The organism is Bacillus sp. S/N-304-OC-R1 (genome assembly GCF_019749375.1).
GTDB lineage: Bacteria > Bacillota > Bacilli > Bacillales > Cytobacillaceae > Cytobacillus.
Window position 1 is genome coordinate 677,864 of record NZ_JACWFE010000001.1, and the last position, 13,823, is coordinate 691,686.

15 protein-coding genes and 1 tRNA gene are annotated in these 13,823 nt (G+C 35.6%); 6 read left to right on the forward strand and 10 right to left on the reverse strand.

Annotated elements, in window-relative coordinates:
• Positions 1 to 107 precede the first annotated feature (107 nt).
• The gene (locus H0173_RS03340) at positions 108 to 1,661 is read right to left on the reverse strand and encodes an ATP-binding protein (protein ID WP_221844486.1); all 1,554 of its coding nucleotides are present in this window, start codon (positions 1,659 to 1,661) and stop codon (positions 108 to 110) included.
• A 375-nt stretch (positions 1,662 to 2,036) separates the two neighbouring features.
• Here H0173_RS03340 and H0173_RS03345 point away from each other — a divergent pair, with 375 nt between their 5' ends.
• Entirely contained in the window at positions 2,037 to 2,189 is a 153-nt protein-coding gene (locus H0173_RS03345) for a YpzG family protein (RefSeq protein ID WP_221844487.1), read from the forward strand.
• A gap of 54 nt (positions 2,190 to 2,243) precedes the next feature.
• On the opposite strand, the gene H0173_RS03350 is transcribed toward H0173_RS03345, so the two are convergent.
• Entirely contained in the window at positions 2,244 to 2,795 is a 552-nt protein-coding gene (locus H0173_RS03350; RefSeq protein WP_221844488.1) for a cysteine hydrolase family protein, read from the reverse strand.
• Between the two features lie 239 nt (positions 2,796 to 3,034).
• Between H0173_RS03350 and H0173_RS03355 the strand changes: the two genes are divergently transcribed.
• Entirely contained in the window at positions 3,035 to 3,859 is an 825-nt protein-coding gene (locus H0173_RS03355; RefSeq protein WP_221844489.1) for an aldo/keto reductase, read from the forward strand.
• A 125-nt stretch (positions 3,860 to 3,984) separates the two neighbouring features.
• Here the strand turns inward: H0173_RS03355 and H0173_RS03360 are convergent.
• From H0173_RS03360 to H0173_RS03375, 4 genes are all read right to left on the reverse strand, one after another.
• Positions 3,985 to 4,056, reverse strand: a tRNA-Val gene (locus H0173_RS03360).
• A 131-nt stretch (positions 4,057 to 4,187) separates the two neighbouring features.
• Entirely contained in the window at positions 4,188 to 6,140 is a 1,953-nt protein-coding gene (locus tag H0173_RS03365; RefSeq protein ID WP_221844490.1) for a TRAP transporter permease, read from the reverse strand.
• Complete coding sequence (locus tag H0173_RS03370; RefSeq protein ID WP_221844491.1) at positions 6,127 to 6,648, reverse strand: DUF1850 domain-containing protein; 522 nt, start codon at positions 6,646 to 6,648, stop codon at positions 6,127 to 6,129. Before H0173_RS03370 ends, H0173_RS03365 begins: the two co-directional genes overlap by 14 nt.
• A 168-nt stretch (positions 6,649 to 6,816) precedes the next feature.
• Positions 6,817 to 7,830, reverse strand: coding sequence for a TAXI family TRAP transporter solute-binding subunit (locus H0173_RS03375; RefSeq protein ID WP_221844492.1), 1,014 nt, complete (start codon positions 7,828 to 7,830; stop codon positions 6,817 to 6,819).
• 386 nt (positions 7,831 to 8,216) lie between these two features.
• On the opposite strand from H0173_RS03375, the gene H0173_RS03380 reads away from it, so the two are divergent.
• The 3 genes from H0173_RS03380 (at position 8,217) to H0173_RS03390 (ending at position 10,037) form a co-directional block, all read left to right on the forward strand.
• Complete coding sequence (locus H0173_RS03380) at positions 8,217 to 8,942, forward strand: alpha/beta hydrolase (protein WP_221844493.1); 726 nt, start codon at positions 8,217 to 8,219, stop codon at positions 8,940 to 8,942.
• A gap of 150 nt (positions 8,943 to 9,092) precedes the next feature.
• The gene (locus H0173_RS03385; protein WP_221844494.1) at positions 9,093 to 9,605 is read left to right on the forward strand and encodes a YjcG family protein; all 513 of its coding nucleotides are present in this window, start codon (positions 9,093 to 9,095) and stop codon (positions 9,603 to 9,605) included.
• A 9-nt stretch (positions 9,606 to 9,614) separates the two neighbouring features.
• On the forward strand, positions 9,615 to 10,037 hold the full coding sequence (locus H0173_RS03390; RefSeq protein WP_221844495.1) for a GNAT family N-acetyltransferase: 423 nt from the start codon (positions 9,615 to 9,617) through the stop codon (positions 10,035 to 10,037).
• A gap of 32 nt (positions 10,038 to 10,069) precedes the next feature.
• Here H0173_RS03390 and H0173_RS03395 read toward each other — a convergent pair whose 3' ends face one another.
• Positions 10,070 to 10,339, reverse strand: a complete 270-nt coding sequence (locus tag H0173_RS03395; protein ID WP_221844496.1) for a hypothetical protein — start codon at positions 10,337 to 10,339, stop codon at positions 10,070 to 10,072.
• Positions 10,340 to 10,487: 148 nt separating this feature from the next.
• Here H0173_RS03395 and H0173_RS03400 point away from each other — a divergent pair, with 148 nt between their 5' ends.
• The gene (locus H0173_RS03400) at positions 10,488 to 12,788 is read left to right on the forward strand and encodes a UvrD-helicase domain-containing protein (RefSeq protein ID WP_221844497.1); all 2,301 of its coding nucleotides are present in this window, start codon (positions 10,488 to 10,490) and stop codon (positions 12,786 to 12,788) included.
• A gap of 55 nt (positions 12,789 to 12,843) precedes the next feature.
• Here H0173_RS03400 and spoVIF read toward each other — a convergent pair whose 3' ends face one another.
• The 3 genes from spoVIF to spoVAE form a co-directional block, all read right to left on the reverse strand.
• Positions 12,844 to 13,098 carry a sporulation-specific transcription regulator SpoVIF gene (gene spoVIF, locus H0173_RS03405; protein ID WP_221844498.1) on the reverse strand — a complete coding sequence of 85 codons (255 nt, stop codon included), beginning with the start codon at positions 13,096 to 13,098 and terminating at the stop codon, positions 12,844 to 12,846.
• 116 nt (positions 13,099 to 13,214) lie between these two features.
• Positions 13,215 to 13,343: a YjcZ family sporulation protein gene (locus H0173_RS03410; protein ID WP_221844499.1), complete on the reverse strand. Its 129-nt coding sequence runs from the start codon at positions 13,341 to 13,343 to the stop codon at positions 13,215 to 13,217.
• A gap of 122 nt (positions 13,344 to 13,465) precedes the next feature.
• Positions 13,466 to 13,822: a stage V sporulation protein AE gene (spoVAE, locus tag H0173_RS03415; RefSeq protein ID WP_221844500.1), complete on the reverse strand. Its 357-nt coding sequence runs from the start codon at positions 13,820 to 13,822 to the stop codon at positions 13,466 to 13,468.
• Between the last annotated feature and the right edge of the window lies 1 nt (position 13,823).

Genomic DNA, 13,823 nt, shown 5'->3' on the forward strand with positions numbered 1-13,823 from the left:
GATCAGTAGTATTAATTTTTTCTAAATTTTCAATATTAAAAAAGCATCTGCTTTTTTTCAGAGCAGATGCCTTAATATGTATACGGAAGAACACCTATTACTTTTTCTTATTCCTTATTGAATACAATATCATTTAACGCTATTTGCAGAGTCCCTTTAAATTGTGCTGCATGATTAATGACAACCTCAGAATTTATTAATTTCTTCACTATTTCCGAACGTAAACCAGTTAATACTGATTCACAGCCCATCATATAAATACCTTCTATAAATTTTTTAAAATATGTAGTGACTTCTTGATCCATATGGGCTACACCAGATAGATCAATGATTAGCTTTTGAATTTGACGGGTACCAATCTCATTAAAGACTTTATCTTGAATGGTTGTTATTCGAACATGATCAATGGAACCGATTAGTGGCAGAATACTGATTTCTGTAGTAATTGGAATGATTGGAACAGAAAGATCTTCCACAAGACGACGTTGACCTTCTAGTAGCTCGTCCTTATATTTGGAATAACTAATAAAGAAGTGGGTTAAAAATTGATCTAATAGTTCATTAATATTTTTCTCCATAGAAAAGAAGGACTCTCGGTTACTTTCACTATTGCTTAGAAGGTCGTAATTATATAAGAAATCCCATAGAGTTCTGCGAATTGCTTGAATCCAGTCCATCTTAAATGCAAGAGTTAATGAATATTTCGCCCAAGCGACCCCCTCCTGCTTGGCAAATGAAATTAGTTCATGTTCTCTGCCCTCTACTACAAATAACACTAATTTATGAGCGTTACTTAATAAATTGATTCTTCCAACCTTATGTATCTCTTCAATTTTGTCTTTAACATTGATTGCTTCATCAAGTAATCTCTCTTCAAATCCAGCACGGTTTTCAAAAAGATAATCCTTGATAGAATAATCGTCAGCATAAAGTAAATTCAATTTTCTCACTCCAATGTTTGTTAACTTCTGCTGATTCGGCAATTTAATAGTAAATGTAGTTCCCTGCTGCACTTGACTATCAACAATTATCTTTCCCCCATGCTGATAAATGGTTGAAAACACTTGAGCCAACCCCATTCCAGTTCCCTGTTCCTTCGTAGTAAAGAATGGTGTTCCGAGTAATTTTAGTTTATCCTGTGGAATGCCCTTTCCTGAATCTTGAATTGTCACAATTACTTCATGATCAACCGAAGCATGTGTTATCTTGATTGTCCCTTCACCCTCAATGGATTCAAAAGCATTTTTAATTAAATTGAAAAACGCTTTTTTAAATTGATTTTTCTTCCCAAAAACCTTTGTGTCTGTATCAATAAACTCAGTAATAATATGTATATTGTACATTTTATCTTGGAATAAATTTAATATTGATTCCAGTTCCACTGCTAGAAAAATCGCCTGGTTTTCCTCATCTTCCAAATCTGGTTTAGAAACCTGAAGCAAATTATTTAATGTTGTCAGTGCATTCTCCAGCTCTGATTGTGCAATATCAATATATTCCTTTTTTTCTTCCTGCTGGAGGAGTTGTAAAAATCCCTTAACCGCTGTTAATGGGTTTCTAACTTCATGAGCAATACCCGCTGCAATTTGTCCTACAGAAGCTAACTGGCTTAAATGGGTATCACTCCCTCGCTCTTCGTGTCCATTATTATTTGAATTCATTATTTTAAGACTCCTTTCTAGGACTGCCGTTTCAAGTGCGTAAGGGAAAAACATTGATTTAAACCATTAAGAACAGTTTACTAAAAAAAACAACATTTGGAACAAAAAAACTGTTTAAATATTCTATTTTTAGATAAAGATTTTTTAAAAGGTAATTTTTTTCGGCATTGAATTGAAATTAAATGTGGTTAGGCTTTACTACTTTTTCATATCTTTTCCACTTGAAAGAGATGTTCCTTAAAAGATTTAATTTTCTATGATAATCATAGATTATATTTTTGATGTATATTTCTCGGCTGGCTGTTAAATCATAAAGTTGATATTCTCTTTTCTAGAATATCGAGCGTTACAAAAATCCATTCCTGAGGTGATGTAATGAGTTACAGAGGTCAGCTTGATCCGCACTCAGAGCTTTTCCACCACACTTGGACAAGACGTAAGCATACGAATTCGCAAGTGAATGGGCAAACACAAGTCACACATAATACTATTATTGTGAGGAGTAATGCAAAAGCACACCGCTGGTAAAGGATGTTTGTTAACGTAAATAAGGAAAAGGCAAAGATCTGCCTTTTCCTTATCTTATTTAATGACTGCCCCTAATGTATTTTCGAAATGTCCTAAAGCCCATTGGTGTCCCATTTCATTAAAAGAAGCAACCGCATCTTGATAAATTACAATTTGAAACCCCTTATTATAGGCATCTACCGCTGTATGAAGAACACATATATCTGTACAAACACCAACTATATGAACTTCTGTAATGCCGCGTTCGCGCAGCTTAATTTCAAGATCAGTACCAGCAAATGCCGAGTATCTTGTTTTATCTAAATAATATACATGTTCAGCATCCTTGATTTGTTCATACACTCCTTTTAATGAGCCATAAAGTTCTCTTCCCTCTGTACTGCGTAAATTATGGGGAGGAAATAACTTTGTTTCTGGATGAAATTGATCACCCTTTTCATGAACGTCAATAGCAAACACCGTAAAGTCACCAGCTGATATAAATTCCCTTGTTATCTCCGTAATCCTTTGCTCTATTGCCTGGCCAGGCTGTCCACAAGTTAACGCTCCGTTCTCAGCTACAAAATCGATTGTATAATCTACATTTATTAGCGCTTTTTTAGCCATCTTTCACATCTCCTCTTTATCTGCATTTTATTATTTTGTAATAAACCTACTATTAATATTAAACAAACAACATTTTTTCCCTTTTTATACGATTTAGGCTCACTCGATCACTATCTTTAATTAGGAGCAATAAATTGGTAATTAATCATTATTTTAATTACAATAAATGTGATAATAATTTTATATATTGTTATCATAATAAATGTTTATTAATTATGAAGCGATGGGAGAAGTGAATGATGAATTTTGTTACTTTAAATAATGGTTTAAAAATGCCTCAGCTTGGATTCGGCGTGTGGCAAGTAGAAGATAATCAAGCAGCCGAAGCTGTAGCAAAAGCTTTAGAAGCTGGTTACAGATCGATAGATACGGCTATGATATATAAAAATGAAAATGGCGTTGGTAAAGCGATTAAGGAATCTGGTATTCCTCGTGAGGAGCTTTTTATTACAACGAAGGTTTGGAATACTGATCAAGGTTATGACAACACTTTACGTGCCTATGAGGAGAGCTTAGAAAGACTTGGGCTTGACTATGTTGACTTATATTTAATTCACTGGCCGACACCCCAATATGATCAATATGTAGATACATATAAAGCTTTAGAAAAACTTTATAAAGATGGACGAGTTAAAGCAATTGGCGTTTGTAACTTCGATATCGAACATCTTGAACGCATTCTAAATGAATGTGAGGTAAAACCGGTATTAAATCAGATCGAGTGCCATCCATATCTTGATCAACATGAGTTAAAAGAGTTTTGCGGAAAGCATGATATTTTCGTTGAAGCGTGGAGCCCACTTCATCAAGGCGGAGAAGTATTAAAGGATGAAACAATTTTAAGCATCGCTTCTGCACATGGAAAAACGCCTGCACAGATTGTGCTTCGCTGGCATTTACAAAACAATACAATTGTGATTCCAAAATCAGTCACTCCGGCTCGAATTGAAGAAAACTTTAATGTATTTGATTTTGAGTTAACAGCCAATGAAATGGAGCAAATTAACAAGCTTAATCGTAATGAACGTAAAGGTCCAAAGCCAAGCGAATTTAATATGAGATAATTCAGTAATGCGAAGGCTGCATCCCTGAAAAGGAATGCAGCCTTTCATTTTTGCAACGTTGTGAATACCTAATTTGATTTTCGTTGAAAAAAGGCATACTTCAAAAGAGAAGTATGCCTTTGCTATGATCTGAGAGGGATTTGAACCCCCGACCCCTACCCTGTCAAGGTAGTGTTCTCCCGCTGAACTATCAGATCGAAAATGAAAGTATATATATTATTATATTTATATTATCGGAAATGTCAATTATATTAACTTTCTTTTTTCTTAATGAGAACAAATCGAAATAAGAAAGGAAGCTCCTTTGATAAGAGCTCCCTCCTTAACTTTACGCGACTTGTGGTTTTGAAGTATTTCCGCGTTTGAAAATAAATTGAAGAGCAATCGCAATAGCAAATAATCCTAAACCAACAATATCAGTAAATCCATTTGGATCAATTAGAAGAAGACCAGCTGAAATTGCAATAATTCTTTCATACCAAACTAGCTTTCTGTACCAGTAGCCGATTACTCCAGCACCGATAGCTGTCATACCAGCTAAAGCTGTCGCAACAACCCATATTAGGTTATACCATGTTGTATCGATCATTAATAGCTCGGGTGAAAGAACAAACATATACGGTATTATAAATGCAGCAATGGCAAGCTTTGCTGAGCTGACACCTGTCTTAATTGGGTCTCCACCAGATACACCAGCAGCTGCAAACGCCGCTAACGCTACTGGAGGCGTAATATCCGCAATAATACCAAAGTAGAATACGAATAAATGAGCAGGAAGATCAGGAACACCTAATAGAATAATAGCTGGAGCTGCAATTGTTGATGTAATAACATAGTTTGCAGTTGTTGGTGAACCCATTCCAAGAACTAATGCAGCAAGCATTGTTAACATTAAAGTTGGAATTAAAGCCCCGCCAGCAAGATCTAATAATCCGTTTGCGAGCTTAAGACCAAGACCTGTTTTTGTCACAACACCTACGATAATACCAGCTGCTGCTGTAGCAGACGCAACACCAAGAGCTGTTCGTGCTCCATCTACAAGAGCGTCAACGGCATCTTTAAAACTAATACGTGTTTCTTTACGGATCGCACTTACCCCAACAGTAATAACAATGGACCATAGAGCTGCACGAATAACACTCATTCCACTCATTAATAAGATAATGACACCAAGAATCGGTAAAAGTAAATAAATTTTACTTAATACTTCTTTACGTTTTGGCATTTCTTCATCTTTTAAGCCTCTTAATCCTACTCGCTTCGCTTCAAAGTGAGTCATAATCCAAATTCCGGTGAAATAAAGTAAAGCTGGAATGGCTGCTGCTTTAGCAATATCCCAATAAGAAATTCCACCAATAAATTCTACCATTAAGAATGCTGCTGCTCCCATTACCGGAGGCATCAATTGTCCTCCTGTTGAAGCTGCCGCTTCTACTCCGCCGGCAAATTCTTTCTTATAGCCCAGCTTCTTCATCATTGGAATAGTAAATGATCCAGAAGTAACTACGTTCGCAACAGAGCTTCCGCTTATCGTTCCCTGTAAAGCACTTGAGAAGATTGCCACTTTTGCAGGACCGCCAATTCTTTTACCTGCAATGGATAGCGCTAAGTCATTAAAGTATTGTCCTACCCCTGTTTTTACTAGGAAAGAACCGAATAGTAAGAATAGGAAAATAAACGTCGAAGATACACCTAGAGGAGTACCTAAAATACCTTCAGTCGTATAAAACATTGTTTGGACAAGTCTCTTTAAATCTAGACCACGGTGAGCAAGGAATCCCGGCATATATGGTCCATAAATTGCATACATCAGGAATAATCCTGCGATAATTGTAATCGGTAATCCTACCGCACGGCGTGTTGCTTCTAATACAAGGATTATGGCTGTTAATCCGATATAGAAATCAAGATCTGTTAACATTCCAACTCGTAATACTAGTTCATCGATCATTAGCGGCCAATAAGCGCCTACTGCAACAGATGCAAGTGCAAGAATATAGTCATACCAAGCTGGTTTATGCTTAAAACCTTTGTCTTTCTTTCTAGCAGGGAACAACAAGAAAATTAGTGCCAATGCAAAGCCTAAGTGTATTGAACGCTGAAGCTGCGCTGTCAAAATTCCAAAAACCCCTGTATAGAGCTGGAATAATGAGAATGACAGCAATCCCAAAAAGACTACCCAGCCAATCCATCCACCAAGTTTCCTTGTGCCAGCTTCTGGATCATATTTTTCTAAAAGTTCCTGCTGTTGTTCTTGAGATAACGTTTCATGTTGACTCAAGGATGTTCACTCCTTTCGATAGCTGAAATAGATTCATTTTTTCGATCTTAATGCGGATCCATGTCCCAGGTTTAATATAGTTGGAAAGCGGATACTCTCTATCCTTATAAATAGCTGTATGGTTCGCCCTGACTTGTCCTAACCTAAGGTCAAAATACGGAAAAACACGGTTCATATTTTTCAAATAATATTTCCCGTCTTTTTGTTCGAATATTTCACCTTCCCCTGCATTTTCCGGCATACCGATCGAAAAGTCTTCATACATTAATTCATACTGCTTAATTTCGCCATTTTTTGTCATTTGGTAGCTTTCTATTACATCGGTTAAATGGATAGAATGGGTATATTTAATCTTAAACTTTTCTTCCTTTGTCAAAGGGATGTAGGCAAGTAACCTTCCTGAATCCTGGTACTCAAAAGCTAACACTTGCCTAAATGGAATGAAAAATAATAATACGATGGATGATAAGATGAGGAGCAGCACAATGACTGACTTTCTATTTCCCATATTGGATCCCGCCTGAAAATGTATCTATTAATCTGGTTTACCTATTAACTATAAATAAAACCCAAAAATATACCAAAGTTTCATAGATATTCCTATTTTTCTCTTTAAAAGAGAATTTGACCGGCAGCAACACCAAAAGAAAGGTTCTGCTACCGGCCAATTGCTTAATTATTGAGCTTTAACGCCTTTTTCGTCAAAGTATTTTTGTGCACCAGGGTGAACATCAATACCAACACCATTTAGAGCGTTTTCAACTTTAATTAACTTTCCTTTAGCGTGTGTTACTTTGTCTAAATTTTCGAAAATAGCTTTTGTAATATCATAAACTACATCTTCAGAAAGATCGTTTCTCACAACAAGCATTGCTTGAACTGCTACTGTTAATACTGGCTCAGAAAGCTTGTAAGTGCCCGCAGGAATTTCTTCTTTTGCATAGTATGGATATTTTTCAATGATCGCATCAATTTTATCTTGAGCGATTGGAACGATTACGACATTTTCAGTTGCAGAAAGACCTTCAACTGCTCCTGTTGGTGTTCCAGCTGTAACGAATGCTGCATCGATAGTACCATCTTGAATACCAGAAGTTGACTCATCAAAAGATAAATCTTGTTTCTTAATATCATCGAATGAGATGCCGTGTACTTCAAGGATTTGCTGTGCGTTAGCTGCTGTACCTGATCCAGGAGCACCTACAGACACTTTTTTACCCTTTAAATCTTCAACAGATTTAATACCAGATTTTGCAGTTGTTACAATTTGAACAGTTTCTGGATATAATGTTCCAATTGCGCTAACATTTTCAACTTTATTTCCATCAAACATTAACTTTCCTTCTTTAGCATAAGAAGCAATGTCAGTTTGTGTAAATGCGATTTCAGCATCTCCAGCTTTTAAAGTTGTCATGTTTTCAGCAGATGCACCAGAAGTTTCAGCATTTGCCTTAATTCCTGTTTCATCAGAAATGATGTTAGCGAATGATCCACCAAGCGGGAAGTATGTACCACCAGTACCGCCTGTCAGAATGCTGATGTATTCTGGTTTTTTAGCAGTTTCAGTCCCTTTATCTCCGCCTTCAGGCTTTGCGCTTCCTTCTTCTTTTTTTGTTCCGCTACAAGCCGCTAGAATCATAGAAAGCGTTAACAATAAAATTGTCGCAAGCAGAAAACTTTTCTTTTTCATATTTTTTCCCCCTTTTTGTAGATTTAGAGTTTTCAGATTATATAATAACACAATGCTTAACATAATTGTCAATAACAATAATATTAACTTTATTTTTCCTTAGAGTTTATTTTTTTCCACATATTCCAATTGATATACCCTTATTAGCCTATGCTTTTAAAGAAGAATATATTTTCAATAAGCATGAAAATTAGAAAAGGACCCATATTAAAATAGATGTATTCTTTTCTTCTGTCACTCCACAAGTGTTAAGGATTCATGGATAATTAAGCTGTCAATCAACTTATAATTAAATAAAAAAATACAAACCATGAAAAAAGAATTTTATAATAGCGTGTGTTAAAATATTATGAAAGATATACATATATGAATTTGGAGGAACAACCATGAGTCATGCGAGAGGAACAATAAAGGATTATACTTTTTCGAGTAAGGAATTAGGGGAAGATATTCAGCTTTTGGTCTATTTGCCAGCTGCCTTTTCTCCATTATATAAGTATTCTATTATCATTGCTCAGGATGGACGGGATTATTTTCAGCTTGGAAGAATTGGCCGGACTGCTGATGAATTGTTAGAGAATAATGAAATAGATAATATTATTATTGTTGGGATTCCATATAAAAATGTTGAAGACCGCAGAAGAAAGTATCATCCAGAAGGAGAGCAGCATCAAGCTTATATTCGCTTTCTGGCACATGAGCTTGTACCGTTTTTGGATGAAGAATTTCCAACCTATCAGATGGGCATGGGCCGTGCTTTATTAGGAGATTCACTAGGTGCTACTGTCTCCCTTATGGCAGCAGTTGAATACCCTCATACTTTTGGTAAAGTTCTTATGCAATCTCCAATGGTAAATGACCATGTATTAAAGGCTGTTAAAGAAGCAAAGGAGCCTCACCTACTAAATATTTACCATGTTATCGGCAAAGAAGAAACCGCTGTTAAAACAACGTCAAATGAAATTTCCGATTTTTTAACACCGAACAGGGAATTATCAAAGGTTATATTTGAAAAGAAATTCCCATATTTTTATGAAGAATTTAGTGGAAATCACACATGGACTTACTGGCAGAAAGATATTAAACAAGCATTAATAAAGATGTTTTCGTAAGTTTAACTTTGGTATTGAGTTATGATTGCAATTAGCTATCCGTCTGTTTATTTTAAGAATATTTGTTATAATAATATAAAATATTTTTTATTTACTAACTTTTTATTATATAATGGTATACATTAATATTTTGAAAATGGAGGTTATATGATGAAATTAGGTATTGTTATTTTCCCATCGAAAAAACTACAGGACTTTGCTAATTCTTACCGTAAACGGTATGATCCGAATTATTCCTTAATTCCTCCTCATATCACATTAAAACCTGCATTTGACGTTTCAGAAAATGAAATGGAACAACTGACTGATACATTAAAGGAAATTGCAAACAAGTATCACCCATTTAAAATCCAAACAACCAAATTCAGTTCATTTACACCTGTTAATAACGTTATTTATCTAAAAATAGAAGGTTCTGACGAGTTAATTGACCTTCAAAAGGATGTAATTGAAAGAATTAATGTTGAAAACCCAGAATATGCCTTTGTTCCTCATATTACAGTTGGTCAGAAGTTATCTAATGATGAGCACTCTGATGTATATGGAACTTTAAGAATGAATCAATTTCAGTATGAAGATACAGTAGATCGCTTTCACCTTTTATATCAATTAGAAAACGGTTCTTGGACTGTATATGAAACATTTCGTCTTGGAAGGGAATAGAAAATTACTATGATCGTTAAAGTCACCGAAAATCACCAAGAATTAGAAGATGCCTTTTCCATCCGTAAAACGGTTTTTATTCATGAACAGCATGTACCTGAAGAAGAGGAAATTGATCAATATGACGATACAGCTGTCCATTTCGTTCAATATGACGGTCCTAAACCAATTGGTGCGGGCAGATTTCGAACTATTGACAGGGTTGGAAAAGTAGAAAGAATTTGCGTCCTTAAAGAGCACCGAAAAACGGGGGCTGGAAAGCAAATTATGAAGAAAATCGAAGGCTATGCAAAAGAGCATGGAATTGAAAAACTTAAACTCAATGCTCAAACACATGCTATACCTTTTTATAGCGGCTTAGGCTATGAAATTATTTCTGAAGAATTTTTAGATGCGGGAATTCCCCACAGAACCATGCAAAAAAAGATATAAAAAACTTCTGTCTTAAAGGCAGAAGTTTTTTCTTAGGCATAATCACTATATAAGAGTCCCTTCCCTGTTATCTCTCCATATAGTTTGTCTACTTTAGACCTATGGACATGCTGATTTTTCTTTGAGGCTTTTTTGAAGTTTTGAATGGATTCTGGGCTTTTTAATGATTGGCACTCTGGAGGATAAGCAGCAGTTTTTATTGGTTTAATTGGTACAAATCGGTATGGATCATACTTTTTAATTATCTCCCGTTCTGCATATTGACTATAATCATAATGATTTATTGGTGCAATATACCCCACTTCTTCTCCTCCTTTCTATTTTGCTTTCGTATAAACATACGATAATCAACGAATGTTTATGTCCTTCTTTTCTAAAAAAATTTCTATAGGCTGTGTTTTTTTGATATGATAGAGTTTGTCTAATTAAAGGCAAAGTTGAGGAATGAAGATGAAGACTGCTAAGCTGAATAATAATTTAATACATGTTGATAGATTGCCTAGAGAAACATTTCAATCGATTTATGAAAACGGCAAAAAAGGAAACTTACATTGCCCCGACTGCGGTGAAAAGGTTCGTTTTTACATAGGAATTGAAAAACCCTTTCACTTCTATCATATGAATAATCAAAATAAGAAGTGTAAAGATGTAATAGACGCTCCAGTGGACAATTCTAACAAAAACGTGGATTATAAAGAACAAAATGGATTCAAAATTCCTGTCTCCCGCTCCATTACAGCTATTAAAGATCCAGAAATTCCCTATAAAAAGACCCAAACTGTAAAAATTACCGTTCCCTTCACCGCTGAAAATCAAAATCAGCCTATTTATCCATTCGATTATTTAAATGAATTAGCGAAATCGGGAGTGCTGCTTGATAATGAACAGGCTAATGCTGTTTCACGTGTTGATGGACCTCTACTAGTATTAGCAGGTGCAGGCAGCGGTAAAACGAGAGTCTTGACTGCCAGAACTGCTTTTATGATTTGTGAAAGGGGAATTGACCCAAAATCCATTATGCTCGTTACGTTTACGGCGAAGGCAGCCGCCGAAATGAAGAAAAGGCTTGCCTCCTATCCAAATATGGATACAAGAAAAATTCAGCAGATCGTATCCGGCACATTTCATAGCCTTTTTTATCGAATTTTGAATCACCATGCTCCCGATAAATGGGCTTCCAATAAACTATTAAGTAAAAGCTGGCAGCGAGATCAGCTAATCAAACAGGCGGGAAGAGCATTGAATTTGGATGAAAAGGAATTTGCATATGACTTAGCCTTGCAGCAAATTAGTTTTTGGAAAAATTCTCTCATTTCCCCGAATGAAGTAAGGCCGGAATCCTCTTGGGAGGAACAAGCTGCACTCTTGTATAAGCATTATGAAGAAACAAAGTCAGCAGAGGAACTATTTGATTTTGATGACATGCTGCTAGGTTGTTATACATTATTAAAAAATGATCCTGGTATTCTAGAGCTTTATCAAAATCGTTTTAAATACTTTTTAATTGATGAGTTTCAGGATATAAATAAAGTTCAATACCAATTAGTGAAAATGATGTCTGCAAAGACGGAGAATGTATGTGCTGTCGGAGACGACGATCAGTCTATATATGCATTTCGAGGCAGCAATCCTCAATTCCTGCTCGATTTTAATAAAGATTTTCATAATGCGGAAACGGTTAAGCTAAGCAATAATTATCGGTCAGGGCATGAAATTGTCTCTACAGCCAACTTAGTTATTGCACAGAATAAAGTTCGCCATGTAAAGAACATGCATGCTATGCATTCAAGCAAGCTGTCACCTGTTCTTTTTTATCCGTATGATGAAGAGGAAGAGGCAACAGCAATTGTTACTGATATTCATGAGAAAATTTCTGAAGGCTTCGATCCATTGGATTTTGCTATTTTATTCCGAACTAATACTGGGAGTCGTGCCATATTTGAACGATTAACAAATTCTAGCCTTCCCTTCAGAATTGATATGGATGCCGAGTCATTTTATGACAGATTTATTGTGAAAAGTATGCTTTCCTTTTTACAGCTGGCTTTAAACGAAGATGATCAACCAGCGATTAAGAATATTCTTCCCGCTTTATTCGTGAAACAATCAGTAATGAAGGATTTAATGGCGGAGAGTATCTTAAAAGACTGTTCACTGCTTGAAGGATTGAAATATATTAAAACAGGCTTTGCTTTCCAAGAAGCTAAGTTAAAAAAAGTCATTAAAGTGACTCGATCCATTGCAAGAATGTCACCTCTTCCTGCTATAGAAGCAATCGAGAAGGAACTAAACTTCCAGGACTTTTTAAAAAAGCGGGGAAATGACGGGAATAAAATTGAAAAGGGATCTGATGATCTTAAAGACTTAAAGGTTGCTGCCAAAAACTTTCCTTCAATCATTGAGCTGTTAAACCATGCAGATCATATGAGAGCCATGAACAAAGAAATGAAGGAATTCAGCAAAAAAAATCATAATGCTATTACTTTAAGTACTATACACAGATCTAAGGGGCTTGAATATAAAGTTGTTTATATATTAGGAGCAGTTGATGGGGGCCTTCCTCACGAATATGCATTGGAAGCCAGCCGCAATAATGATTATTCGGTTATTGAAGAAGAACGAAGACTCATGTATGTAGCCATCACAAGAGCGATGGAGTATTTATATATATCTGTTCCAGAAAGAAGACGAGGCAGACTTGCATCCCCTTCAAGGTTTCTTTCATCAATACAAAAACAAAATTTATATTGAAAAATTAATACCATAATAACGAGGACCTGGCACAAATGTCAGGTCCCTTAAAATCTTATTTTTTATTAAGCATTTGTGAAATGGTGCCAAAATCCAGCTGTTTTCCATCATTAATAATTGATTGGACGATTTTATCCTCTGTTTCTTTCGGAACAGGCTTATTCGCAATTTGTGATACTCTTCTAATTACGTTTCTAACTGTTTTTTCATCTTTAAAATCGGCATGTTGCAATGAATTAGCTAATTCAAAAATATCCTTCATATTCACGCCTGTTTTCTTTTCAATATTCTTAAAAAAATTATTATCCATGTTCATGTCGCGCCCCTTTCTAAGCTATTTTATATAGTATGAAAATGGGCATAAAATGTGAAAAAAACAGGCAAAATGCCATCGTATGATAACATTTGCCTGTTTTAATGAAATTATTAATAGAAGCTAGCACCGACAATAATTAAAAGAATAAACAGAACCACGATTAATACGAAAGTTGAACCATAGCCGCCGCCATATCCGCCACCGTAACCGTAGCCGCCATATCCACAGAACCCGTACATACCTATCACCTCACTTTGTTAAGTCTTTTACACAATATGAAAAACATATATGAGATGTGTAGGCAAGCTCCTAAGACTGTCTAATTTTATTTATAAAAAAATCATATCTTATTCCCTTTTTTTCATCCCTTAGGTTTAAAAATGAGTGCACCAATAAATCCGAAAACAATCGCTGCCGAAATTCCGGAACTCGTTACCTCAAACATCCCTGTTAGAACTCCAACAATTCCATGTATATCCGCTTCATGTAATGCACCATGAACAAGGGAGCTGCCAAAGCTGGTAATTGGTATAGTTGCACCAGCACCAGCAAAGTCTATCAGTGGCTCATATAATCCAACACCATCTAAAATTGCACCAACTACAACGAGAAGACTAAGCGTATGGCCTGGGGATAATTTTGCAACATCAAATAATAATTGACCAATCACACATATGAATCCTCCAACAACAAATGCCCAAAAAAACATTGCCAGCACG